Origin of the sequence: Pseudomonas sp. OG7 (assembly GCF_014192825.1) — a bacterium.
GTDB classification, from domain to species: Bacteria; Pseudomonadota; Gammaproteobacteria; order Pseudomonadales; family Pseudomonadaceae; genus Aquipseudomonas; species Aquipseudomonas monteilii.
This window is the reverse complement of the sequence record NZ_JACHYK010000002.1, coordinates 364,275-386,893: the sequence shown is the minus strand read 5'-3', so window position 1 is coordinate 386,893 and position 22,619 is coordinate 364,275. Positions and strand designations below refer to the sequence as shown.

Here is a 22,619-nt window from a genome sequence, read left to right as displayed (position 1 = left end):
GTGCGGTCATATAGGCGTTTGTACTGTTTTTGGAGAGTGAATCAGGATGATTAACCGTTCTGTATATGGCGCCGGTCTTTCGTTGCTGTTTTGTTTGCAGCCGGTACTGGCAGGCCCCACGCGGGACTGTTCACGGATTGTGTCGAACGTCGAGCGACTGGCCTGTTTCGACCAGGCTGCGAACACGCCGGCATTCACGGCAGAACGGCAGTGGTCTGCACCAGAGCAGCAGGCCCCGAGCGTGTTGCGCGTGATGGCGAATGAAGCAGCGCGGGCGCCAGATGACCTGACGTTTCACATCGGTAGCCGAACCGATGACGGTGCCGGCGTTTCAGCGCTCGTGATATCAGCGCCTGCCATCGCATCGGGTAACGAACCTGCTTACCTGGCAATCAGTTGCATCCAGGCCATCTCCCGGTTGCAACTGATTGCCAAACGCCCCATCGAGGCAAGCTGGGTCAAGGTACGGCTGACAGGGCAGGGCTGGTCTACCCGTGAAACGCCCTGGCAGGTCATGGAGAACGGGCAGGTAATCGATGCCGGCCGGGGCTTGCCAGCGATCGAGCAGATCAGGAAGCTGATTGGCGCTCATCGCATCGAAGTTGTGAGTGAGCACAGCGAGCTCGACGGGTTGATCTTCGATGCACAAGGGCTGAGCCCGTTGATTAGCCAGGCGCGAAACACATGCCGGTGGTAGCGCAGGTGTCAGGGGGCAAGCTCACGCGACTGCTGGCGCCGATCGATCCGGCAGTACCGGCTGGCCTGTTCGATGTCGAGGACGAAACCTACCAGGCGATCGACCAGGAGATGGTCAAGCTGGGCGGGCTGCAGGAGGCGATGATCGACTGGGTGTACATCGAAGAGGCGTCCTGTCAGTACCTGAGCCGGCAATGCAAGCACCTGCGAATCGTCGCGCACTTGAGTGCCGCCTGGTTACGCAGCCGCTGCTGGGAGCGTTGGGGAGATACCTTGGCGTTGCTGGCCGGCATGATCGAGTGCTATTGGGAACCCGCCCACCCCAAGCCAGGGCCGAAAGGCTTCCTGACCAAGCGCAGGCTGGTCGGGCTGGTGATCAACCGCTTGACCGAGGCGCTGCCGCGTCTCGACCGTTTCACTTATACCCCTGCCCATGCCGCAGCAGCGCAGGCGGCGTTGAAACACCTGCAACAACAGCACGCGGCACAGCTGGAGGCTGCTGTTCTCGACGGGCTGGAGCGCCTGCTGTGCAAACACACTGAACGTGTCAGCGGTGCCGGCGAGGCTGCCGTGCCCAAGGCGCCCGCTGTAAACGTGAAGCCTACGCCGCTGGCCGATGTCATCGCCGCGCCCATGCCGCGTGTGTCGATGGGCAGTGAACGTGAGACACGACGGGCCATACTGGCCATGGCCGAACTCATCAACCAGCAGGATCCTTACGACCCAACCGGCTACCAGTTACGGCGTTTCGGTTTGTGGGCACACATTCAGGCGGCGCCTCCGGCCAGGCAAGGCACCCGCACGGAATTGATGGCGGTGCCACTGGATATAACGCGGGTTTATGAAGAGGCCATTGCCAGCACAGCGATTGACCCGGCCTTGCTTCAGCGCATCGAAAAGAGCGTGGCGGCGTGTCCCTACTGGATTCGTGGCAGCTTTCTGGCTGCAACTGTCGCCACGCGGCTGGCGATGAGCGATGTGGCTGAGGCCATCCGTTGCGCGACCGCCCGGTTTGTACAGCGCATGCCGGCACTTCAGCAGCTGTGCTTCAGCGACGGATTGGTATTTGTCGATGACCAATGCCTGGCGTGGCTCAAGGGCGCGCAAGGGCCTTCTGGCCAAGCGGCCCCGCCTCACGCGTTTGGTGGCCTGCACGAGGAACTGGCCGGCCAGCTGGACAGCGGCGGCGTAGAGCCCGTGCTGCTGAGGCTGCAAGCACTGCAAGCGGACCTGGGTACCCCTCGGGACCGCTGCCATACCACCATGATCGCAGCCGACTTGCTGGCCGCACGGGGCGTGTCATGGCTGGCCCAGGACTTGTGCGCCGGCGTTGCCCGTACGATGCAGCAAACCACCGCCAGTGCGTGGGAGCCAGAGGTATTCCAGCGGCTTCAGCAGTACGCAGCCCCTCCAACGCTGGCTGATCAACACAAGGACCAGGAGCCTCGATGAATCATATATGGAAGCAATTCAAAGGTTGGGGCTTGCCGTGGGTAACGCGCATTGGCCTGGCGCTGCCGGTGTTACTTGGGTTGGCGGCAACGCTGCTGCTGGTCGCCATCTGGTGGCTCGGCCCGCAATGGACGTGGCGTGAGCAACAGCCACTGGCCAGTGTGGCGCACCGCAGCGTGGCAAGCCTGGTACTCATGCTCGTGCCGCTAATAGGCTGGCTGGTGGTGCTGCGTAGACGCTTTCGTCGATTGCAAGCGGAGCGCCGGCAGGCACAGGCTGCCGAACGGGATCGCGCGCTGCCGTTGGTGCAGGCGCAAGAGAAGGCGCTGAGCCAAGGGCTTGACCGGTACCTTGACAATGCCGGTGGGCCACGTGCCTTGTACCGGCTGCCCTGGTACCTGGTGATGGGTGATGAACAGGCCGGTAAAACCAGCTTCATCGACTGCACCGATCAGCGTTTTACCCTGACGCGTATCGATCAGGTCCAGGCACAAGGGCGGCAGACTGAAGCGCTGGCCTATCCGGTGGGCTGGTGGGTCAGCGACGATGCCGTGCTCATCGACCCACCCGGTGCGTTCATCCGTCAGCAGCCAGCGGCAGGCTCGACAGCCGACGCCCCCACCGAGCCGGAGCCCTCCTTCGTGCCGGGGGCCCAGGCCAGGTTGTGGGACCACCTGTTGGGCTGGCTACTTCGAAATCGCAGCCAGCGAGCGCTTAACGGCGTGGTGCTGGTCGTCGACTTGCCGGAACTGCTGCATGGCACGCCTGAGCAGCGCGTTGCGCTGGCCCACAGGTTGCGCACCCGCCTGTACGAAGTGAGCAGCCACCTGGGATCGCGCTTGCCGCTCTACGTGGTACTGAGCAAATTCGATTTGCTGGACGGCTTCGATCAGTTCTACGGCAAGCTTTCGGCCGCCAGGCGCGAAAACCTGTTGGGGTTTACCTTCAAACTGGATGCGGTTGACGCGTTCGACGTCTGGCTGGATGAGTATGACGAGCACTACGGTCGGTTTCTCGGCACGTTGCAGGAGCAGCTCATCGATCAACTGGATGTACTGGTGAAGGCTCCACCCTGTGGGCGCCTGTTTTCGCTGTATGGGCAGCTGGTCGGGTTGCGCCCCATACTGCTGGCATTTCTGCGCGAAACCCTGGTGAGTGACCGTTACTCCACGCCCGCCCTGGTACGCGGTGTGTATTGGTCGTCTGTGATGCAGCAAGGCGACATGCGCAATGCCTTTGTCCGTGAAGCCGCACAACCCTACAAGACGAAACTTCCGTTGCGTGAAGGCAAGGCACAAGGCAAGGCATTGGCCTTCTTCATTCAGCAAGCCTTCAGGCGGGTCATCTATCAGGAGGCCGGCCTGGCGGGCGACAACGTTCGGGTGGCGCGCAGCAAGCGTCAACTGCTGTGGGTCAGCTCGGGCGTGGGCATCCTTGCGTTCAGCATCGCCTTGGCGAGTTGGCAACGCTATTTCGATATCAATGGGTCCAAGGCCGCCAGCGTGCTCGCCAAAAGCCAGGAGTACAGCCATCACCAGGTCGATCAGCGCCTAGACCCGACCGGGCGCAACCTGTTGGCGCCACTGGACCAGATCCGCGATGCGGTGGCGGTGTTTGGCGACTATCGCGTGGCATGGCCAGGGGTTGCCGATCTTGGCCTTTATCAAGGGCGCAACATTGGCCCCACGGTTGACGAAGCGTACCTCAGCTTGTTGTCCAGGCGTTTTTTGCCGGCCTTGGCCAGCGGTGTGATCGATGCCATGAACGCAGCACCGCCGGGCAGCGAGCAACAAATGGCGGCGCTCAGGGTTTACCGGATGATCGAGGACCGCCACAGTCGCCGGCCTGAATGGGTGGAAGACTGGATGGCGCGCCAATGGCAAAAGGCGTTCCCTGGTCAGGGGCAGTTGCAGCGAGACCTCATGCACCATTTGGAATACGCCCTTGCCTACGCTGACACCGATTTGCCGCAGTACCGTGAGCGCGTCAGCGAAGTGCAGCAGGCATTGCGTAAATTGCCTCTACCACAGCGGGTTTATGAGGGGCTGAAGCAACAGGCTCACGAGCAATTGCACACCGGCCTGAACCTGCGTCACCAGGTAGGCCCTGCATTCGATGTCGTGTATCAGCCTTCGTTCGGGGCCAGGCAAGGGGAGGAGGATGTGCAACTGCCCCCCATGCTCACAGCCAAAGGCTTCAGGGAGTACTTTGAACCGCACAGCCAGCGGTTCGCTGAAATGGCGATGGTCGATCAGTGGGCGCTCGGGGAGCGCGCCCAGCTCGATTATTCGAGCGTTGATCGAGAGGCGCTGACCGAACGGCTGCACAACCTTTACAGCGCCGATTACGTCGACAGCTGGCGTCGCGCCTTGAACGCCTTCACCGTGGCAGACTTCCGTGATCTGAACCATGGTGTCACCGTTCTGGAGCAGTTGACTGGCCCGGCAGCACCGTTGCAGCGGCTGCTGTATACGGTCAGGGATAACACGTCGCTTGCGTCACCCACAGTTGTCGAGGCACCGGGCGAGGTGGGTTCGTTGCGGCCACAAACAGGCAACCCCGAGCAACAGCAAGCACAGGCCATCCAGCGGGCTTTTGCAGGCCTGGGCGCCATGTTGCTGGTGACAGGAGACAAACCGAGCTACTACGACGAAACCCTGGGTGCCGTATCGGCTGTGCTGGACTATGCCAAGGCCGTACAGGACAGCCCGGACCGCGGCAAGGCTGCGCTGCAAGCCGTGCATCAGCGCTTCTCGATGACCGGGCAGGACCCGATTGGCACCCTGCAACGTGTTGCCACAGGTTTGCCGGAACCGATCAACCACCAGGTCAGAAAGCTTGCCGACCAGACAGCCAAAGTGCTGAACGTTGAAGCACTGCGCGAACTGGAGCGACGTTGGGATGCTGAGGTGTACAGCTTCTTCCAGCAACGTCTGGCAGGCCGCTACCCCTTTGTGGTGAGGGCACCTGATGCTTCACTGGATGACTTCGAAGCATTCTTTGGGCCCAAAGGGCGTTTGAAGCAGTTTGATGATCAGTATCTCAAGGTCTTCCTCAAGGACAACCTTGAGGCGTTGCAGTCTGGCCAGCACGGGCATTCCCTGATTCGCCCCGACGTGATCGAGCAGCTCGAGCTGGCCGAACGTATTCGCGAAACCTTCTTCGATCAGCGCGGCAAGTTGAGTGTGCAGTTCAGTGTCGAACCGTTGGGGCTCAGTGCGAATCAGCGTACCAGCCTGCTGGACCTGGATGGCCAGTTGATCTCCTACACCCATGGGCCTACCCAGATCACCGGTATCGTCTGGCCCAATACCATGGGGCAGCAGGTACGCAGCAACCTGACTTTACTCAGGCAGAACGGCAATAGCAGCAGCCTCGAATACCGTGGCCCATGGTCGATGTTCCGCTTGCTCAGCCGCGGCTCGCTCAATGGGCGAACGGCGACCAGCGTGGACCTGAGCTTCAGGACAGGCGACGGTGTAATGCGCTATCGGTTGAATGCTGAAAAGGCCTTCAACCCCATTACCCAGCAACCGTTCAAAGGTTTCCGCTTGCCACGCGGGTTAATGCAACAGCCAACCAAGGTTGCTCAAACCGGGCAACCGCATGAACAGCCTTTATGACGCCATGTCTCGCTGAGGTCATGCCGAGCCCAAGCCGCTCAACGCCCTACCGGCCAGATACCCAAAGGTCATCCCCGGACCAAGGGTAATGCCGCCGCTGGGGTAGTGCCCACCCATCACGCTGTGCATGTCGTTGCCCACCGCAAACAGCCCGGGTATCGGCTGCCCTGCGCGGTCCAGCACACGGGCCGAGGCGTCGGTGCCCAGGCCGGCGAAGGTGCCCAGGCTGCCCGGCAGTAGCTTCACGGCGTGAAACGGCCCATGCAGCAAGGGCCGCAGCGACGGGTTGGGGGCTTGCAACGGTTCGCCCTGAGCCCGGTTGTAGGCCGATGCGCCACGCTGGAATACGGGGTCCTCACCTTGGGCTGCATGCCGGTTGAAGTCGTGCACCGTGCGCTGCAGCTGCGCGGCATCGATCCCGCAGCGCTGCGCCAGTTCCGCCAGGCTGGCGCTACTGTGCAAGTAGCCACGGCGTTGATAGAAGCGGGTTGAGAACGGAAAGGGCTTGGCCCAGCCAATGCCATAGCGGCGTTGTGCTGCGTGGTCGCAGATCAGCCAGGCTTCAGGTGTTTCGCCGTGCGGTGTTGCGGCGAACAGTGCGTTCATGAAGTCATGGTAGCAATCGGCTTCGTTTACGAAGCGTTGGCCATCGCGACGTACCGCGATGAAGCCAGGTTTGGCGCGGTCCATCAGGTGCGGGAAATGGCCGAAACTGCCATCGCCGCATGGCACCTTCGATACAGGCGCCCAGGCGCCAGCCTGGGCCAGTGCCGTACTGACCAGGCCACCGGCTTGTTCACCCAACCGCAGGCCGTCGCCGCTGTTTTCCCTGGGTGCAGCGGAGTAGTGCTGGTCACCCTGCGGCGCATGCGGCATCAGTTGCGCGATGCGCTGGCGATCATGCGGGAAGCCACCGCAGGCCAACACCACACCACGGCGTGCCTGGATGACCTGGCCGTCGGCAAACAGTGCGCCACTGACTCGGCCTTCGCCCAGCAGGTGGCAGGCCGGTTTGTCGGTCAGCAATGTCACATCAAGGTCGAGGGCGCTGCGTAGCAGGCGCGCCATCAGCGCATTGCCATTGACCAACTGCTGGCCGCGACGATGCAGCAGCAGGTCTCGCCCATGGCGCAGCAGGCGCTTGCTGACATGCAGCGCCGCCTTGGCCGAGCGCGTGGCGTTGAAGAAGGCGGCCATGTCTGTGCCACCGGCAATGCCCATGCCGGCCAGGCTGACGATGTCCAGCGGTGGGCGTAATGTGTGCAGCCAAGGCCCGAGCTGGCGCCCGTCGTAGGGCAGGGCACACAGTGAGCGCCCGCCGTGTGCACTGCCATCGCCTTCACGCATGTCGGGCATGCGGCTGCCGCTCTGGAACTGTACCGCCGTGTGCTGCTGGAAAAACGCCACCATTTCCGGGCCATGGCGCAGGAACGCACGTTGACGCGGGTCCAGTTCGCGGGTGTGGGTTTGCGCACGCAGGTAGCGCTCTGGGGCATCGTCGGCTTCGACGATGCCTTCGGCGATGGCCAGCGGGTTACGCGGTATCCACAACCAGCCCCCCGACCAGGCGCTGGTGCCGCCCAGCTGGCGGGCTTTTTCCGCAACGATCACATGCAGGCCGTGATGCGCGGCGGTTACGGCGGCAGCCAGGCCCGAAGCGCCGGAGCCAATGACGAGTACGTCACATTCGAGGGGGTGCATGAAGGGGTCCGCTCAGGCGTTGGTAGAGGGTGGCGCGCTTTACTGCAGCGGCGAAAAACCGGTGGGCCGCAGCAGCCGCGATTGCAGGCGCACAACGGCCCCGAGCTCGCGGTTAAGCCGCGAAAACGCTGCCCAGCGCGGGTCCGCTGCCATGGCTGTGCGCCGTGCGATGCGATCGTCGAGGCTGGCATAGCCCCAGATGTGCACCACCTGGTTGACGTCGCCGAACTCGCTGGTGAAAAAGCCGACCAGGTTACCCAGGTGTTCGCTTTGAACGTCCAGCGCATGGCTTTGGTACAGGGCTAGCCAGTCGGCCATTTTCAGTGGGTCGAGGGTGTAGGTTCTCAGTTCGTAGTACATGCCGGGGTCTCCGTGTGGGTGGCCGGCGCCTGCAGGCGCGCGGTGATGTGGTTGGCAGCGAGCCAGCCGAAGGTGAGGGCAGGGCCCAGGGTGATGCCGGGGCCGGGGTAGGTGCCCTTCATCAGTGAGTTCATGTCGTTGCCGACCGCATACAGCCCGGCAATTGGCTGGCCGCTACGGTCAAGCACGTTGGCGTCGGCGTTGGTCACCAGGCCACGGGCCGACCCGAGGTCGCCGGTGTGAATGCGGATGGCGTAGAACGGCCCGTTGCTCAACGGCGCCAGGCAGGGGTTGGGCGTGTGTTGCGGGTCGCCCATGTAGCGGTTGTAGCTGTTGCCGCCTTTGCCGAACGCACGGTCGATGCCATTGCGGGCATCCGTGTTGAACTGCTCGAGGGTTTGCGCGAACACTTTGGGCTCTACGCCAATGGCCTGGGCCAGGGCTTGCGGTGTCGCGGCCCGGTACAGGTAGCCGGCGTCGATCAACGCCTGGTTGTTCACAGGCTTCGGCCGCGCCAGGCCGAGCCCATAGCGGTTCATCGCCTCGGCATCGCACACCAGCCAGCAGCTGGCAATGCCGTTGGCGAACATGGTCTGCACGAAGTGGTGGTAGGAGTCGGACTCGTTGACGAAGCGCCGCCCGGTCGGGTCTACCGCAATCACGCCAGGCTTGGCGCGGTCGGTGACCAGGTGCGGGAAGCGCTCCCGCTGGCCACCGGGATGGCGCCGTTCGGAAACCGGCGCCCAGAAGAAGTTGGCCGCCAGGCCTTCGCCCTCGGCGGCCGACACCGCCTGACCAAGGCGCAGGGCGGCACCGTCGTTGAAGGGGGGCGACATGGTCAGGTGCGGCGCCTCTTGGGCGGGGCGGTAGCTGGCGGCCAGTGCGCCTGCAGCGAACCCGCCCATGGCGCACACCACACCGCCACGTGCCATTACCCGCTGACGCCGGCCCTCGTGCAGTACAACCACGCCGGTCACCACGCCGTGCTCGACAATCAGCTCTTCGGCTTCGCTGCGCAACCACAGTTGCGTGCCATGGGCGAAGGCACTGGTGGCCAGGCGGGCGATCAATGCGTTGCCGGTGGTAAGCCGAGTGCCACGCGGGTGCTTTAGGCGGTCCCGCGCGTAGCGCACTATCAGTTTCAGGCAATGCCACAGCGAGCCGGGCGAGCGGCGAATACTGAGAAAATGCTGGATATCCACGCGGTTGACCATCATGCCGCCGAACAGCAGCATGCCGGGCGGTGGCATCTGCAGGTCCTTGAAGCGCGGGCCAAGGTGCTTGCCGTCGTACTCGACCATTTCCAGTGCCCGGCCGAACTGCGTGGCGCCGGGTGCATCCGGGTAATAATCGGGTGAGTGCGGGCGTAAGGCATAGCGCAGTTCGGTGTGGCGCTCCAGCCAACGTAGTGCCTGGTGCCCATGCTCGATGAAGGCGTCGCCCAGCATGGGGTCGTAGCCATCACCGATGACGTGTTTGAGGTAGGTGCGCATGGCCTCGGGGGAGTCCTTGGCACCCGCGTCCCGGGCCTGATCGGTGCCGTACAGCCATACCGCACCGCCGGAAATCGCCGAGGTGCCGCCAAAGCGTTCGGCCTTTTCCACGACCAGCACCTTCAGCCCGCGGCAGGCCGCCGTGGCCGCCGCAGCCAAGCCGCCGGCACCACTGCCCAGTACCACCAGGTCAACGCTGTGTTGTGTGTGTTCAAGGGTCGCCATGGCTTCAGATCTCCAGCGGCGTCACGCCCATGAAGGCGCCAAGGTGGCCGAGTTGGGCGTAGGCCATTTCCGGGCCCGTCTGGATCGGGCAGCCGACTTGCCGTGCGCGGTTCAGCAGTGGGGTGATTTCGGGCGAAGTGACCACGTCGGCCACCAAGGTGTCGGGTTGCAGGGTAGCCAGCAGGGCGGCGGGCAGTGGCAGCTCTGCGCTTGTGCCCATGCCGACCGGGGAGGCGTTGGCCACCAGGTCGAAGTCTTCCAGCCCACTGAACTGTGTGCTGACCGTAAGCCCGGGGAAGGCATTGCCGAGCAGTTCGCACACCGCCCCCATGCGCGTTGTGCTGGGGTCGCTGAGGGTAATGTTGGCAATGCCTGCCTCGCCCAGCGCATAGGCGATGGCACTGCCAACACCGCCGCAACCGATCACCAATGCCCGCTTGCCCGTCGCTTTGAAGCCATGTTTGCGCGCAGCGCCCAGGAAGCCGGCGCCGTCGACGTTGTCGCCCAGCAGGCGCCCGTCGCGCTCGCGGCGTATCACATTGACCGACCCCAGTGCCGCCGCACGTTCGCTCAGGCTATCCAGGCGGTTGGCCAGGGCCTGCTTGTACGGCACGGTGACCACGCAGCCGCGCAGGTTTTGCCAGCCGCGCAGGGTGCCGGCAAAGCTGTCCAGCGCCGCCTGGTGCAGGTCGATGGGCAGCATGGCGAGGTTGCAGTTGTTGTGGGTGAACCAGGTGTTGAAGTTTTCCGGGGACTTCACCTGGGCGATGGGCGAACCGACGATGGCGACCAGTTCAGTGGAACCACGAATCATGCTGACCTCCTTATTGGCGTTGTTATGACGGCAAGCGTGAAGCAGCGGGGTGCGGGCAACAATGCGCTAATCGGTGGTTTAGTGCGATAATCGCAATCATGTTCCGGTTATCGCGGTAATCGGCTGTTTTTTCTCCCCACTTGCGAGTTGAAGGCATGAACACCCCCGCCATTCATCCCCGTGACCTGATTGCCGGCTTGCAGAAAGGCCTGGCCCTGATGCAGCTGTTCAGCGCCGAGCAGCCACGCCTGAGCGTGCCGCAGGCAGCCAGGCTGTCTGGCCTTACGCCCAGCGCCACCCGGCGCTTTTTACTGACTTTGGTGCATGAGGGCTTTGCCGAAACCGACAGCCGCGAGTACTGGCTGACGCCCAAGGCGTTGCGCCTTGGCCAGGCGTATGTCGACTCGGCGCAACTGCCGCGCATGCTGCGGCCGATCGTCGAGCAGGTGGCGCGGCAGACCCAGGAGCATGTATCAGTGGGCACCCGCGATGGCGACGAGATCATCCACCTGGTGCGCAGCCGCTACAGCCATGTGGCGTCGTTGTCGATCAGGCCTGGTTCGCGGGTGCCGATGTATTGCACGGCGGGGGGACGGATATGGCTGGCTTGGCTGGATGAAAGCGAGCGGGATGACTACTTTGCACGCAACCCGCTGCGGGCACTGACGCCTTACACACAGACTGACCGTGGGCTGCTGGAGGCGGAGTTGCTGCGGGTGAAAACGCAGGGCTTCTGTATTGTCGACCAGGAATATGAGATGGGTATGCGTGTGTTGGGGGTACCGCTGCTGGATCGGGCCGGGCAGTTGAAAGCAACGCTCACCATCACGACCCATGCTTCGCGCCTGAGCGTGGATGAAATTCGGTTGCGGTATGTGCCGACACTGTATGAAGCGCAGGCGTTGTTGCAGCCAGTGATGGCTTGAGGCGGCATGGCTGGGGAATTGCGTAGCCATCTTCGCGGGCAAGCCCGCTCCCACAGGTATCGTGCAGAGTGCCGGGCTTGCGCAATCCCTTAGGAGCGGGCAGTACATACCCTTAGAAAATATTGAGCGGGTACTCGGTAATTACCCGCACTTCATCAATCTGGCCGCCACGCTCGGAGCTACGGTAGCTGGCCTGCCGCACCCGGAACGACAAGTCCTTGGCTACGCCGGCCTGCACCACATAGCGTACTTCAACGTCACGCTCCCAGGCCTTGCCATCCAGGTCGCCGCCGGTGCCGCTCTTGAAGTCGGTGCCTTTCACATAGCGGGTCATGAAGCTCAGCCCTGGTACGCCATAAGCGGCCATGTTCAGGTCGTATCGGGCCTGCCAGGACTTTTCGTTCTCGTAGTCGAAGTCCGAGTACTGCACCGAGTTGGCAAAGTTGTAGACCGCGTTGCCGTCTGGCCCGTACACGTAGTCGCCGGTGCCGGACACCTTCTGGTAGGCCAGGGTGAAGGCATGAGCGCCCAGCGTCCAGGTCCCCCCCAGGCTCCAGATGCGGTTGTCCAGGTCGCCACTGCGGGCCTGGCCGATGCTTTGCGTGTCGTAGGCGTTGAAGTCGAACTTAAGCGACTGGCCGGAACCCAGCGGCAACAGGTAGCGGGTGTTCACGTAGTACTTGCGAAAGTGCTCGGCAGTTTTGGCGTAGTACAGGCTGCTGGAGAGCCGCTCATTGAACGTGTACACCCCGCCCAGGTAGTCCACGGCGGTCATGCGCCCGCTGTCGCGGGATGACTGGTTGCGGTTGGTCAGGCCGGTGAAGTGCCCCGCGTCCAACTGCAGATTGCGGATTTCCTTGCTGGTGAGCGAGAAGCCGTCGACGGTTTCCGGCAGCAGGCGGCTGTCGGAGGTGGCCAGCACAGGCACTGCCATGACCTGCGTGCCGTATTTGAGCACGGTGTTGGACGCGCGCATTTTCAGCACTGCCCCGGCTTTGCTCATGTCTTGCTTGGCGCCATGGTTGTCCTGCTCCAGCAAGCCCGTACCGCCCCCCGTGCGGCCGTCACCCGTGTCGAGCCTGAAGGCGTACTGGCTGATCAGGTCGATGCCAAAGCCGACGGTGCCTTGGGTGAAGCCGGACTGAAAGGTACCGATAAAGCCCTGGGCCCATTCCTCGCCGTAGTTTTGCCGTGCGCCGCTGGCGCGGTTGTCACGCTGCATGTACATGTTGCGTGCCTTGACAGACAGCTTGCTGCCTTCGATGAAACCCGCCGATTCGGACTGCTCGCTGGCCTGCAGCAAGGGGCTGGCAGACGCCAGCAACAGGGCGGTGACGCCGAGTGTGTTGATGCTCATTTCATGCTCCGTTTGCTTGTTCTAGTTAGGTGGCAGCGTGATGCAAGGGGGGCCTGAGCCGTTTTGCAGGCGTGCAGAAGCCCTGTCCGCGCCTGTGCAGGGCAGAGCATTCTTACGTTTACAGATGGCTCAAGCGGGTGGTGCGCCCGCTGGCCGGTATCCGAGGTACCGGCCAGCGGGCCAGGTGGCGTCGGCCTATCGCTCGATCTGGCGATTCCAGCGGGCGTTCCATTCCGGACGTTGGGTATTGACCTGGTCCCAATCGATGGTAACGGCCGTTTGCAGGTAGGTCTGCATGGCCTCGACCTGACCACGGGTCTTGTCGCTGGTCGGGGTGTTGGGGTTGGACGGGATCTGGTCACCTAGCTCCAGAGCCGGAGCCTGCGCTTCGGGGCTCAGCAGGAATTCGGCGAGCTTTTGCGCAAGCTCCGGCTGGTCGTTGTTGGCGGTGACGCATTCGGCCTGGTTGAGCACCACGGCGCCTTCCTTGGGCGCTGCGTACTCCACCGGGATGCCTTTGAGCTTCAGTGCCGTCACTTGGGTGGGGGTGAGCGGGAACAGCGCGGCTTCGTCGGTTTGCACCATTTCCGAGAGCTTGGCCGAGTTGGGGATGTACTCCAGCACGTTCGGGCCAACGTTCTGCTTCCAGGCAGCGAAGCCCGGGTTGACGTCGGTATCGGTGCCGCCGTGCAGGCGGTTGTACATCAGAAAACCGTGCAGGCCGAAGGTGGACGAGGCCATCGACTGGAACACTACCTTGTCTTTGAAGCGCGGGTCGGCCAGGTCATTCCACGAGGTGGGTGCGGCCCAGCCCTTTTCCTTGAACAGGCGGCTGTTGTAGGCCAGCCCGGTTACCCCCAGGCTGACGGCGGCGGCCTTGTCCTTGATCAGGGCTTTTTCCGGCAGCTGGGCCAGGGTTGGGTTGGGCTTGAGCGTGCTGCACAGCCCCATGCCAATGGCGCGGTACATGATGCCGTCATCCAGCACCATCACATGGATCGACGGCTTGTTCGGCGTAGCCTGGACCTTGGCCAGGATGTCGGCCGACGTACCGGGCACGATCACCACCTTTACATCGTTGGCCTTCTCGAACCGGGGCAGGATGTTGTCGCTGAACAGCCGTTCCATGGTGCCACCGTTCATGCCCAGGTACAGCGTGGGTTGGGCCATGGCGGGCAGGCAGGCGAACAGGCCGGGCACGGTGCAGAACAGGGCGAGCAAACGTTGCTTGTGCGTCATGACAGGTTTTCCTTGTGGTGGTGGTTGGGCTGAAAACGGTGGATGGAGAAGGCCGCGAGGCTGATGGCGGGTGTGCCCTGCAGGATGCATTGCGCCAGTGCTTCACCCGCCGCCGGGCCAATCTGGAAACCCGCGCCGGCAAAGCCGAAGCCGTGCAGCAGGCCGGGTCGGTGCAGGCTGGGGCCAAGCACCGGTTCGTCGTCGGGCAGGTAGCCTTCGGTGCCGCTCCAGGTGCGGATGGCCTGGGCACCGGCCAGGGCCGGGTACAGCTCAGTGGCGTTGCGCAATATGTCGAGCACGGCGGCCTGGCCCGGGCGTGCGGTGGTCGGGGTCAGGGCAAAGCCGCGCCCGCCGCCGAGCACGCAGTTGCCACGCGCTACCTGGCGGGCGTAGATACCGCCGCCTTCGACCCCGGTGCTGGCGGTCATGAACAGCGGCAGCGGCTCGGTGACCAGCATGGCCGGGTGGGCGGCGGTGAGTGGCACCGGTTCGCCGAACTGTTCGGCCAGCTGCGCCGACCAGGCGCCGGCGCAGTTCAACAGCCAGGGTGCCTTGAAGCACTGGCCGGTGCTGGTGTGTACGCTGAAGCGCTGGCCGTCGTGGTCCACATCAAGCACGTTGCACTGCTCGTGCACCTCGGCACCGCTGTGCCGGGCTGCCTGGGCGAACGCCGGCGATACAAGGCGAGGGTTGGCGTGGCCATCCTCGGGGCAATACGAGGCACCGACGGCGATGTCGCCCACCCAGGGAAAGCGTTGGCGCAGCTCGCGGCGTTCCAGCAGTTGCAGGCGCAGGTCAAAGGCCTGGGTACGGCGTGCATAGGCCTTCAGGGCATCGAAATCGGTTTCGCTGCGGGCCAGCTTCAGGTGGCCGCTGCGGGCGTACTCGCCGTCGATGCCGATCCATTCGCGCAGCTGCCCCCAAATGGCATGGGCGCGCATCGACAACGGCAGCTGGGCCAGCGAGCGTCCCTGACGGCGCACGCCGCCGTAGTTCACCCCGCTGGAATGCGAGCCGCAGAAGTCGCGTTCCAGCAGCGCCACCTGCTGGCCAGCACGGGCCAGGGTCAAGGCAGCGCTGCTGCCGACGATGCCGCCACCCACGATGATGGCGTCCACTTCAAGCAGCCTCATGGCTTTATCTCCAGACCAAAGGGCAGCGGCTTGACCGGTGCCTGGCCGCGCAAGCGCCCGACCTGATCAAGGGGCCGACCGCTTTCGCAGGCAATCAGCTCGGCGGCAGCGGCGCCGCACACACGGCCTTGGCAGCGGCCCATGCCGACCCGGCACATGGCCTTGACCCGGTTGATTTCCCAGTGCCCGGCGCGCACGGTTGCGCGGATTTCCCCGGCGCTGATCTGCTCGCAACGGCACACGGTCAGCAGGTCGGAGGCTTGGCTGGCCCATTGTTCGGGGAACGGGAAGGCTTGCTCCAGGCCCTGACGAAAGCGCTGCAACGTGGCCAAGCGCTTTTCCAGCTGTCGCTGGCGTTGCGGGTTGCCAGGCTTGCCGAGATCGTCCAGCAGCGTCAGGGCTGCCAGTTCACCGGTCATTTCCGCACCATCGGCACCCAGGATGCCGGCACCGTCGCCCGCCAGGTACACGCCGGGGCTGCTGGCGCGGCCCTGGGGGTCACGTACCGGTAGCCAAGCGCGGTTGAGGGTGTTCCAGGCAAACTCGCAGCCCAGCAGGTCGGCCAGCTGGGTTTCGCTGCGCAGGGCGTGGGCGAAGGCCACGGCGTCGCAGGGCAGCTGATGCTGCTGACCGTTGAGTGACCAGCGAACGCCGCTGGCGCGTTGTTCGCCGTCAATGCCGAGCAGGGTTACTCCCTGGTGCACCGGTATGCCTTTGCGGGCAAGCCAGGCGCGGTAGTAAAGGCCTTTGGCAAAGGTGCCCGGCTGCAGCAGCAGGCGTGGCAGGGCACGTACCTGGGCGCTGAACGGCGAGGTGTCGAGCACTGCGCTGACCGTGGCGCCGGCCTTGGCGTACTGATAGGCCACCAGGTACAACAGCGGCCCACTGCCTGCCAGCACCACCCGCTCGCCGATGGCGCAGCCCTGGAACTTAAGGGCAATCTGTGCGGCGCCCAGGGTATAGACCCCAGGCAAGGTCCAGCCGGGGATCGGCAACACGCGGTCGGTGGCGCCGGTGGCGACAATCACCCGGTCGAACGCCAGGCGGTCGGCCAACTCGCCCTGTTGCAAGGTGTCCAGCACCTGCTGCTCGGCGTTCCACACCAAGGTATCCGGGCGGTAGTCGAGTTGCCCGCGCAGTTGCTCAAGGGTGGTATGCACGGCTTGTGCCTTGCCAGCCTCGAAACCGTACAACGCCTTGGCCGACCGGCGAAAGTTGGCTGGCTGCTGGCGGTAGATCTGCCCACCGCCGCGGCTGGCTTCGTCCAGCAGCACCGGGCGAACGCCGTGGGCCACCAGGGTTTGCGCGGCGCGGATGCCGGCGGGGCCGGCACCGATGATCACGATTGCAGTCATGGCCGGCGCCCCGGATCGCGGGTGATGCACTGGCCGGCTTCCAGAAAGGTCGAGCAGGCGCGCACCCGGCGCCCATCCTGCAGGCGCACCCAACAGTCCTGGCAGGCGCCCATCAGGCAGAAACCGGCGCGCGGCTCGGCGCTGAAGTCGCTGCCGCGCAGGTGCGTGGCATTGGTCAGGATAGCGGTCAGCAGGGTGTCGCCGTTCATGCCCTGGGCTGGCTGGCCGTCGAGCAAAAAGGGCAGCGGCTCGCGGTCGTGCTCGGCCACGCGCTTGAACAGGGGCATAGGGGCATTCCTTGTCATTGCTTGCCCACCAGGACGCGGTCCAGGCCGTAAACCCGGTCCAGGGCGACCATGGTCAGGGCGGTGACGGCGATCACCAGTGCCGAAACGGCGGCCATCATCGGGTCGATCGATTCGGTGGCGTACACGTACATGCGCACGGGCAGAGTCTGCGTGGCGGGTGAGGTGACGAAGATCGACAGCGTGACTTCGTCGAAGCTGTTGATGAACGCCAGCAGCCAGCCACCGGCCACCCCCGGCAAGATCATCGGCAGGGTCACTTTGCAGAACAGCGTGACGCGGCCTGCGCCCAGGCTCTGTGCGGCCTGCTCGGCGCTGCGGTCGATGCCAATGGCGGCAGCCAGCACCAGGCGCAGCACGTAGGGTGTAATGACCACCACATGGGCAAACACCAGCCAGGCGAAGCTGCCATTGACCCCAAGCAAGGCGAACAGCCGCAGCAGGGCTACACCCAGCACCAGGTGCGGGATGATGATGGGTGACAGCAGCAGCCCGTTGACAAAGCCCTGGCCCGGGAAGCTGTAGCGGGTCAGCGCCAGGCCAGCGGGTACGGCGATCAGGGTGGCCAGCGAGGCCGCCAGGGCGGCGAGTTTCAGGCTGTTGTAGAACGCGTCAAGGAAGTCGGCGCGCTCGAACACGGCGCTGAACCAGCGCAGCGAGAAGCCGGCGGTGGGCAGGCTCAGGGTGTTTTCCGGGGTGAATGCCACCAGGCACACCACCACCAGCGGGGCGAGCATGAACAGCATCACCAGGGCGTGAAAAGACAGGGCCAGCGGGCCGTTACGGGTCATGGGTTCAAACTCCAAGTGCGCGTTTGTAGCGGCGTTCTACCAGCCGGTTCCAGCTGAGCATCACCAGCAGGTTGATCAGCAGCAGGGCGACCGCGATGGTGGCGCCCATCGGCCAGTTCAGTTCGGCCAGGTACTGGTCGTAAATCATGGTGGCGACCATCTTCAGTCGGCGCCCGCCCAGCAGCCCGGGGATGGCGAACGAGCTGGCCGCCAGGCCGAACACGATCAGCGTGCCCGACAGCACGCCCGGCATGATCTGTGGCAGCACGATGCGGCGGAACACCGTCCACTGGCTGGCGCCCAGCGACAGTGCAGCCTGTTCGGCGGCCGGGTCGAGCTTCTGCAACGAGGTCCATACCGGGATGATCATGAACGGCAGCATCACGTGGACCAGGCCGATGATCACCGCGAACGGGGTGTACAACAGCTTTACGGGCTGCCCACCGAGGGCGCTGATGCCTTGGTTGATCAGGCCGTCAGAGCCCAGCAGCAGGCTCCAGCCGAAGGCGCGCACCACCACCGAAATCAGCAGCGGGGTCAGCACCAGGATCAGAAAGATCGAGCGCCACGGCGCGCCCATGCGGCTAAGCACCATGGCCTCGGGGATGCCGATCAGCACGCACAGCAAGGTGACCAGGGCGCTGATCCAGAAGGTGCGAAAGAAAATCTCGTAGTAATAGGTGTCGGTCACCAGGCTCAGGTAATGGCTGAGGGTGTACTGGCCGGCCTGGATGCCGCTGGTGTAGTCGAACGCGTTGAACGACAGCAGCACGGTCAGCCCCAGCGGCATCACCAGCAAGGCCAGGAACAACAGCAGGGCCGGGCTGCTCAGGCCGTAGCCCCAGGCATTGTTGCGCAGTTTTGCCGTACTCATGCCGCCACCTCGGCCGCATTCAGCACCCGCAGCAGGGCATCGTTCCAGTCCAGGCCAACCGGCGCACCTTCGTCCAGCGGCGCGCTGCCATCGTTGGCGCGGACCACGGCCAGGTTGCCCAGGGCAGTATCAACGCGGTACAGCCACTGGCTGCCGAGGAAGTAGCGGCAGCTGATGCGCCCTGCCAGTTTGCCGCTGCCCGCCGGGCCGAGGCTGATCTTTTCCGGGCGCAGGCTGAGGGTGAGCGGCCCCTGGGGCGCTGCCTGCGGTTGGCCGCCGGGGCCGGTGACACCACGCAGGCGGTTGGCCTTGCCGACAAAGTCGGAAATGAACGGTGTGCCCGGGTGTTCGTAGAGACGGTAAGGGTCATCGACCTGGGTGATGCGCCCGGCTTCCATCACCACCACCCGGTCGCTGATCGACAAGGCTTCGGCCTGGTCGTGGGTGACCATCAACGTGGTAATGCCGACTTCATTCTGGATACGGCAGATCTCGAACTGCATTTCTTCACGCAGGTGTGCGTCCAGGTTGGACAGCGGCTCGTCCAGCAGCAGCACGGGCGGTTCGATCACCAGCGCGCGTGCCAGTGCCACGCGCTGGCGCTGGCCGCCGGACAATTCCCGTGGGTAGCGGTCGGCATGCTTGTCCAGGCGCACCAGCGCCAGCGCCTGGTCCACGCGGCGGGCGATGTCGGCATTGCCTACCTTGCGCATGCGCAGGCCAAAGGCAACGTTGTCGCGCACGGTCATGTGCGGGAACAGCGCGTAGCTCTGGAACACCACGCCCAGGCCGCGGCTGGCTGGTTTGGCGTGGGTGATGTCGCGGCCATCGAGCACGATGCGGCCACTGGTGACCTCGACGAAGCCGGCAATCATCTGCAGGGTGGTGGTCTTGCCGCAGCCGGAAGGGCCGAGCAGGGAGACAAACTCGCCTTTTTCGATGGCCAGTGACGAACTGGCCACGGCCTCCGTGGCGCCATAGCGCTTGCAGAGTTTGTCGATCAACAGAAAGGTCATGGCTGTGCTCCATCGCAAACGGAACCGGGATGAACCGGCAGTTTCAGGGTGGGCAGAGCGCCAGCGGCGAAAAGCAATGCTTTTACGGACGTTGGCGCTCGCTTCTGTGGCGGCGGCCGATGTTGTGATATCGCCCTATGGACCGGAGAGTAGGGCAATGATTAGGATGGCGACAAAGGGTAATTTCACTGAGTGACAGCTATTTTGAAATTATTCCACTCAATGAAATTTGAAAGGTTTTAGCGAAAAATGGATTCCGATAAACGAAATGAGAAAGCCAGGGAAGTGGGTGTCAGTGCCGTGTCCCGTTTGTTCGCCGTGTTGCGTGCGCTGGGTGATTGCGGTGGCGAGGGCGAGAAGGTCAGCCAGCTGGCCCAGCGGGTTGGCCTGGCACAGCCCACCACACACCGGCTACTGCGCAGCCTGATCGAAGAGGGCATGGTCGACCAGTGTGCGACCAGCAAGCGCTACCGCCTGAGCCTGGATTTCTTTGCCCTGGCGGCCAAGGCCGGGCAGGCCGGCAATTTGCGCGATGTGGTGCGCCCCAGCCTGTTGCGGCTGTCGGCTTCGCTGGGGGATTCGCTGTTTCTGCTGGCGCGTTCGGGGTTTGACGCCGTGTGCCTGGACCGCAGCGAAGGGCCTTACCCGATCCGCACCTTTACCGGCGACATCGGCGGCCGTGTGGCGTTGGGCGTGGGGCAGGGCAGCCTGGCCATTCTGGCTTTCCTGCCTGAGGAAGAACGTGACGAGGTGATCCGTTACAACCTGCCGCGGCTCAAGGATTTTCACCATTACGACGAAGTGCTGCTGCGTGCCGAAATCGACAATGTGCGCAGCCTGGGGTATGCCGGGCGCAATACCGGGGTACTCGACGGCATGGCCGGCCTGGCTGTGCCGATTCTCGACCGCAACGGCCACGCTGTGGCTGCGCTGAGCGTGGCGACCATCAGCGACCGCCTTGGGCCTAACCGCATGCCGACTGTGGTGGCCTTGCTCAAGCGTGAGGCGGCGGCGATCGGCGAGCGGGTGAACCCGTTCGACCCGGTGCTGCGCCGCCCCTCGCATGTGTTTGGCTAAGGCCTATTCCACCGCCTCGGCCACTCCTTGGTCCTCACCCAGGAACCCGCCGCTCTGGTGTTGCCACAGCCGGGCATAGGTGCCCTTTTTCGCCAGCAACTCAGCGTGGGTACCTTGCTCGATGATGCGGCCTTCATCCATCACGATCAGACGGTCCATGGCCGCAATCGTCGACAGCCGGTGGGCGATGGCGATGACGGTTTTGCCTTGCATCATTTCATCCAGGCTTTCCTGAATGGCCACTTCCACTTCCGAGTCCAGCGCGCTGGTGGCTTCGTCCAGCAGCAGGATCGGTGCGTTCTTCAGCATCACTCGGGCAATGGCGATGCGCTGGCGCTGACCGCCGGACAGCTTGATACCGCGTTCACCCACCAGTGTGTCGTAGCCACTGCGGCCTTGGCGGTCACTGAGCTGGCTGATGAACCCATCGGCCTGGGCATTGACCGCAGCAGCGCGGATCTGCGCTTCGGTGGCATCCGGGCGGCCGTAGGCGATGTTGTCGCGGATCGAGCGGTGTAGCAGCGAAGTGTCTTGTGTGACCATGCCGATGGCGCTGCGCAGGCTGTCCTGGGTGACCTTGGCGACGTCCTGCCCATCAATGCGGATGACACCGCTGTCCACGTCATAGAAGCGCAGCAGCAAGTTGATCAAGGTGGATTTGCCTGCGCCTGAGCGGCCGACCAGCCCGACCTTTTCGCCTGGGCGAATGTGCAGGCTCAGGTCGTTCAACACCTGGCGCTCGCCGTTGTAGTTGAAGCTGACCTTGTCGAACGTTACTGCGCCGCCCTGGGTCACCAGTTCGCCTGCATCGGTTGCATCCTGCACCTTGGGGCCGCGGGTGAGGGTGGCCATGCCGTCCTGCACGGTGCCGATGCTCTCGAACAACGAGGTCATCTGCCACATGATCCAGTGCGACATCCCGTTGATACGCAGGGCCATGGCGGTGATTGCCGCGACTGCACCGGTGCCGACCTGGCCTTGGTGCCACAGCCACAGCGCATAGCCGCCGGAGCCGAAGATCAAGCCCACCACCAGCGCCTGGTTGACGATTTCGAACTGGCTGACCAGGCGCATCTGGCGAAAGCCGGTCTGCTTGAAGTCCTCCATGGCCGCACGGGCGAAGTGCGCTTCGCGCCTGGAGTGCGAGAACAGCTTTACCGTCGTGATGTTGGTGTAGGCATCGGAAACCCGCCCGGTCATCGACGACCGCGCGTTGGCCTGTTCCTGCCCGACCTTGCCCAGGCGCGGCACGAAGTACAGCATCGCCAGCCCGAACAGAGCCAGCCAGGCAATGAACGGCAGCATCAGCTTCAGGGCAAAACCACCCGCCAGGGCGATGATTGCAATGAAATACACGCCGATACCGGGCAGTATTTCGATGACGGTGAACAGCACCTCGCGTACCGCCAAGGCTGTCTGCATCACTTTGGTAGTGACCCGGCCCGAAAACTCGTCAGAGAAGAACGACAAGCTCTGGCGCAGCATCAGCCGGTGAAAGTCCCAGCGCAACCGCAGCGGCAAGTTGATCGCCAGCACTTGGTGCTGAACCATGGTACGCATTGCCACCAGCCCGATGCTGGCCACCAGGACGATACCGATGCCCCACAACACGCGGCTTTCCTCAGCACCTACGGCGCCCCCGGCCTGCCAGTTCGATAGCAGGTCAACCACCTGGCCGAGGAAGGCAAACAGCCAGGCTTCGTAAACCGATACCCCGGCACTGAGCAGGGCCAGGGCAAGGATATAGCCACGGGCGCCCCGGGTGCAGGCCCACATGAAGCGCAGCAGGCCCACCGGGGGTGGCGGCACTTCGTCAGGGGGGAAGGGGTCGAGCCAGCGTTCAAAAACACGAAACATGTGGGTCTCCGCAAATCAGGTTTTGCTTACCGGGTAACCATACCGCACATCCAGGCATTCGCCTGCCGGCATAACCTTTTCTCATCAAGTCATCGCCCGAAATGTCGCTGTATGCACGGTGAACGAAAGTTCAGGCTTCTGCACTGAGCCGGCTTCGAGCTTTGCGACGCTGCAGCAAGGTCGAGGGTTGACACCCCGCGTGTCGCTCCACCATTATCCAGCCTAATCCACGCAACGGGCTTTCCCCCATGTCCATGTCCAACCACGCCATCATCGCTTCGGGCTTCATTGCCCAGGCAGGCGCGTGCGTTGCCGTTGCCAAGAA

The 22,619-nt window shown here is 63.8% G+C and carries 18 protein-coding genes; 5 read left to right on the top strand and 13 right to left on the bottom strand.

Translation table 11 applies throughout. The annotated features are described in order from the left end of the window. The first annotated feature begins 46 nt into the window (after positions 1-46). Genes vasI through tssM form a run of 3 tightly spaced genes read left to right on the top strand, consistent with a single transcriptional unit; the run spans position 47 to position 5,771 of the window. Positions 47-697, top strand: a complete 651-nt coding sequence (gene vasI, locus FHW75_RS06245) for a type VI secretion system-associated protein VasI (RefSeq protein ID WP_027609046.1) — start codon at positions 47-49, stop codon at positions 695-697. After that, complete coding sequence (gene tssA, locus FHW75_RS06240; protein WP_027615146.1) at positions 685-2,148, top strand: type VI secretion system protein TssA; 1,464 nt, start codon at positions 685-687, stop codon at positions 2,146-2,148. Before vasI ends, tssA begins: the two co-directional genes overlap by 13 nt. Beyond that, complete coding sequence (gene tssM / locus FHW75_RS06235; RefSeq protein WP_028614267.1) at positions 2,145-5,771, top strand: type VI secretion system membrane subunit TssM; 3,627 nt, start codon at positions 2,145-2,147, stop codon at positions 5,769-5,771. Before tssA ends, tssM begins: the two co-directional genes overlap by 4 nt. A gap of 18 nt (positions 5,772-5,789) precedes the next feature. Here tssM and FHW75_RS06230 read toward each other — a convergent pair whose 3' ends face one another. From FHW75_RS06230 to FHW75_RS06215, 4 genes are read right to left on the bottom strand one after another with little or no spacing between them, the layout of a single operon-like run. Continuing rightward, complete coding sequence (locus tag FHW75_RS06230) at positions 5,790-7,472, bottom strand: FAD-dependent oxidoreductase (RefSeq protein ID WP_183673342.1); 1,683 nt, start codon at positions 7,470-7,472, stop codon at positions 5,790-5,792. 39 nt (positions 7,473-7,511) lie between these two features. Beyond that, positions 7,512-7,832 carry an NIPSNAP family protein gene (locus FHW75_RS06225; RefSeq protein WP_025753224.1) on the bottom strand — a complete coding sequence of 107 codons (321 nt, stop codon included), beginning with the start codon at positions 7,830-7,832 and terminating at the stop codon, positions 7,512-7,514. Continuing rightward, the gene (locus FHW75_RS06220) at positions 7,817-9,550 is read right to left on the bottom strand and encodes an FAD-dependent oxidoreductase (protein WP_183673340.1); all 1,734 of its coding nucleotides are present in this window, start codon (positions 9,548-9,550) and stop codon (positions 7,817-7,819) included. The genes FHW75_RS06225 and FHW75_RS06220 overlap by 16 nt, the downstream gene beginning before the upstream one ends. Before the next feature lie 4 nt (positions 9,551-9,554). Continuing rightward, positions 9,555-10,364, bottom strand: a complete 810-nt coding sequence (locus FHW75_RS06215) for a shikimate dehydrogenase (protein ID WP_019099333.1) — start codon at positions 10,362-10,364, stop codon at positions 9,555-9,557. 155 nt (positions 10,365-10,519) lie between these two features. Here FHW75_RS06215 and FHW75_RS06210 point away from each other — a divergent pair, with 155 nt between their 5' ends. After that, positions 10,520-11,290 (top strand): IclR family transcriptional regulator, encoded by a 771-nt coding sequence (locus FHW75_RS06210; protein ID WP_019099334.1) that lies wholly within the window; start codon positions 10,520-10,522, stop codon positions 11,288-11,290. A 112-nt stretch (positions 11,291-11,402) separates the two neighbouring features. On the opposite strand, the gene FHW75_RS06205 is transcribed toward FHW75_RS06210, so the two are convergent. The 8 genes from FHW75_RS06205 to FHW75_RS06170 all read right to left on the bottom strand — a co-directional run bounded on the left by FHW75_RS06205 (position 11,403) and on the right by FHW75_RS06170 (position 19,360). After that, positions 11,403-12,647 carry an OprD family porin gene (locus tag FHW75_RS06205; protein ID WP_183673338.1) on the bottom strand — a complete coding sequence of 415 codons (1,245 nt, stop codon included), beginning with the start codon at positions 12,645-12,647 and terminating at the stop codon, positions 11,403-11,405. Between the two features lie 195 nt (positions 12,648-12,842). Beyond that, on the bottom strand, positions 12,843-13,886 hold the full coding sequence (locus FHW75_RS06200; RefSeq protein WP_019099336.1) for a polyamine ABC transporter substrate-binding protein: 1,044 nt from the start codon (positions 13,884-13,886) through the stop codon (positions 12,843-12,845). Beyond that, positions 13,883-15,019 (bottom strand): FAD-binding oxidoreductase, encoded by a 1,137-nt coding sequence (locus tag FHW75_RS06195; RefSeq protein WP_183673337.1) that lies wholly within the window; start codon positions 15,017-15,019, stop codon positions 13,883-13,885. Before FHW75_RS06195 ends, FHW75_RS06200 begins: the two co-directional genes overlap by 4 nt. Next, entirely contained in the window at positions 15,016-16,374 is a 1,359-nt protein-coding gene (locus tag FHW75_RS06190) for an NAD(P)/FAD-dependent oxidoreductase (protein WP_027609041.1), read from the bottom strand. Before FHW75_RS06190 ends, FHW75_RS06195 begins: the two co-directional genes overlap by 4 nt. Continuing rightward, positions 16,371-16,661, bottom strand: a complete 291-nt coding sequence (locus FHW75_RS06185) for a (2Fe-2S)-binding protein (RefSeq protein WP_016714352.1) — start codon at positions 16,659-16,661, stop codon at positions 16,371-16,373. Before FHW75_RS06185 ends, FHW75_RS06190 begins: the two co-directional genes overlap by 4 nt. A 14-nt stretch (positions 16,662-16,675) precedes the next feature. After that, positions 16,676-17,470, bottom strand: coding sequence for an ABC transporter permease (locus FHW75_RS06180; RefSeq protein WP_016714351.1), 795 nt, complete (start codon positions 17,468-17,470; stop codon positions 16,676-16,678). A gap of 4 nt (positions 17,471-17,474) precedes the next feature. After that, positions 17,475-18,344 carry an ABC transporter permease gene (locus FHW75_RS06175; protein WP_019099339.1) on the bottom strand — a complete coding sequence of 290 codons (870 nt, stop codon included), beginning with the start codon at positions 18,342-18,344 and terminating at the stop codon, positions 17,475-17,477. Beyond that, positions 18,341-19,360 carry an ABC transporter ATP-binding protein gene (locus FHW75_RS06170; RefSeq protein WP_019099340.1) on the bottom strand — a complete coding sequence of 340 codons (1,020 nt, stop codon included), beginning with the start codon at positions 19,358-19,360 and terminating at the stop codon, positions 18,341-18,343. The genes FHW75_RS06175 and FHW75_RS06170 overlap by 4 nt, the downstream gene beginning before the upstream one ends. A gap of 249 nt (positions 19,361-19,609) precedes the next feature. On the opposite strand from FHW75_RS06170, the gene FHW75_RS06165 reads away from it, so the two are divergent. Continuing rightward, positions 19,610-20,437, top strand: coding sequence for an IclR family transcriptional regulator (locus FHW75_RS06165; protein ID WP_026020493.1), 828 nt, complete (start codon positions 19,610-19,612; stop codon positions 20,435-20,437). A gap of 3 nt (positions 20,438-20,440) precedes the next feature. Here FHW75_RS06165 and FHW75_RS06160 read toward each other — a convergent pair whose 3' ends face one another. Beyond that, a complete protein-coding gene (locus FHW75_RS06160; RefSeq protein ID WP_019099342.1) occupies positions 20,441-22,294 on the bottom strand; it encodes an ABC transporter ATP-binding protein in 1,854 nt (617 codons plus the stop codon). Between the last annotated feature and the right edge of the window lie 325 nt (positions 22,295-22,619).

What these genes read in the sequence shown, in the direction of transcription:
- FHW75_RS06220 (WP_183673340.1), bottom strand. Translation starts at nt 9,550, where the DNA reads ATGGCGACCCTTGAACACACACAACACAGCGTTGACCTGGTGGTACTG.
- FHW75_RS06195 (WP_183673337.1), bottom strand. Translation starts at nt 15,019, where the DNA reads ATGAGGCTGCTTGAAGTGGACGCCATCATCGTGGGTGGCGGCATCGTC.
- FHW75_RS06215 (WP_019099333.1), bottom strand. Translation starts at nt 10,364, where the DNA reads ATGATTCGTGGTTCCACTGAACTGGTCGCCATCGTCGGTTCGCCCATC.
- FHW75_RS06190 (WP_027609041.1), bottom strand. Translation starts at nt 16,374, where the DNA reads ATGACTGCAATCGTGATCATCGGTGCCGGCCCCGCCGGCATCCGCGCC.
- vasI (WP_027609046.1), top strand. Translation starts at nt 47, where the DNA reads ATGATTAACCGTTCTGTATATGGCGCCGGTCTTTCGTTGCTGTTTTGT.
- FHW75_RS06225 (WP_025753224.1), bottom strand. Translation starts at nt 7,832, where the DNA reads ATGTACTACGAACTGAGAACCTACACCCTCGACCCACTGAAAATGGCC.
- FHW75_RS06210 (WP_019099334.1), top strand. Translation starts at nt 10,520, where the DNA reads ATGAACACCCCCGCCATTCATCCCCGTGACCTGATTGCCGGCTTGCAG.
- FHW75_RS06180 (WP_016714351.1), bottom strand. Translation starts at nt 17,470, where the DNA reads ATGACCCGTAACGGCCCGCTGGCCCTGTCTTTTCACGCCCTGGTGATG.
- FHW75_RS06160 (WP_019099342.1), bottom strand. Translation starts at nt 22,294, where the DNA reads ATGTTTCGTGTTTTTGAACGCTGGCTCGACCCCTTCCCCCCTGACGAA.
- FHW75_RS06230 (WP_183673342.1), bottom strand. Translation starts at nt 7,472, where the DNA reads ATGCACCCCCTCGAATGTGACGTACTCGTCATTGGCTCCGGCGCTTCG.
- FHW75_RS06200 (WP_019099336.1), bottom strand. Translation starts at nt 13,886, where the DNA reads ATGACGCACAAGCAACGTTTGCTCGCCCTGTTCTGCACCGTGCCCGGC.
- FHW75_RS06170 (WP_019099340.1), bottom strand. Translation starts at nt 19,360, where the DNA reads ATGACCTTTCTGTTGATCGACAAACTCTGCAAGCGCTATGGCGCCACG.
- FHW75_RS06205 (WP_183673338.1), bottom strand. Translation starts at nt 12,647, where the DNA reads ATGAGCATCAACACACTCGGCGTCACCGCCCTGTTGCTGGCGTCTGCC.
- FHW75_RS06165 (WP_026020493.1), top strand. Translation starts at nt 19,610, where the DNA reads ATGGATTCCGATAAACGAAATGAGAAAGCCAGGGAAGTGGGTGTCAGT.
- FHW75_RS06175 (WP_019099339.1), bottom strand. Translation starts at nt 18,344, where the DNA reads ATGAGTACGGCAAAACTGCGCAACAATGCCTGGGGCTACGGCCTGAGC.
- tssA (WP_027615146.1), top strand. Translation starts at nt 685, where the DNA reads ATGCCGGTGGTAGCGCAGGTGTCAGGGGGCAAGCTCACGCGACTGCTG.
- tssM (WP_028614267.1), top strand. Translation starts at nt 2,145, where the DNA reads ATGAATCATATATGGAAGCAATTCAAAGGTTGGGGCTTGCCGTGGGTA.
- FHW75_RS06185 (WP_016714352.1), bottom strand. Translation starts at nt 16,661, where the DNA reads ATGCCCCTGTTCAAGCGCGTGGCCGAGCACGACCGCGAGCCGCTGCCC.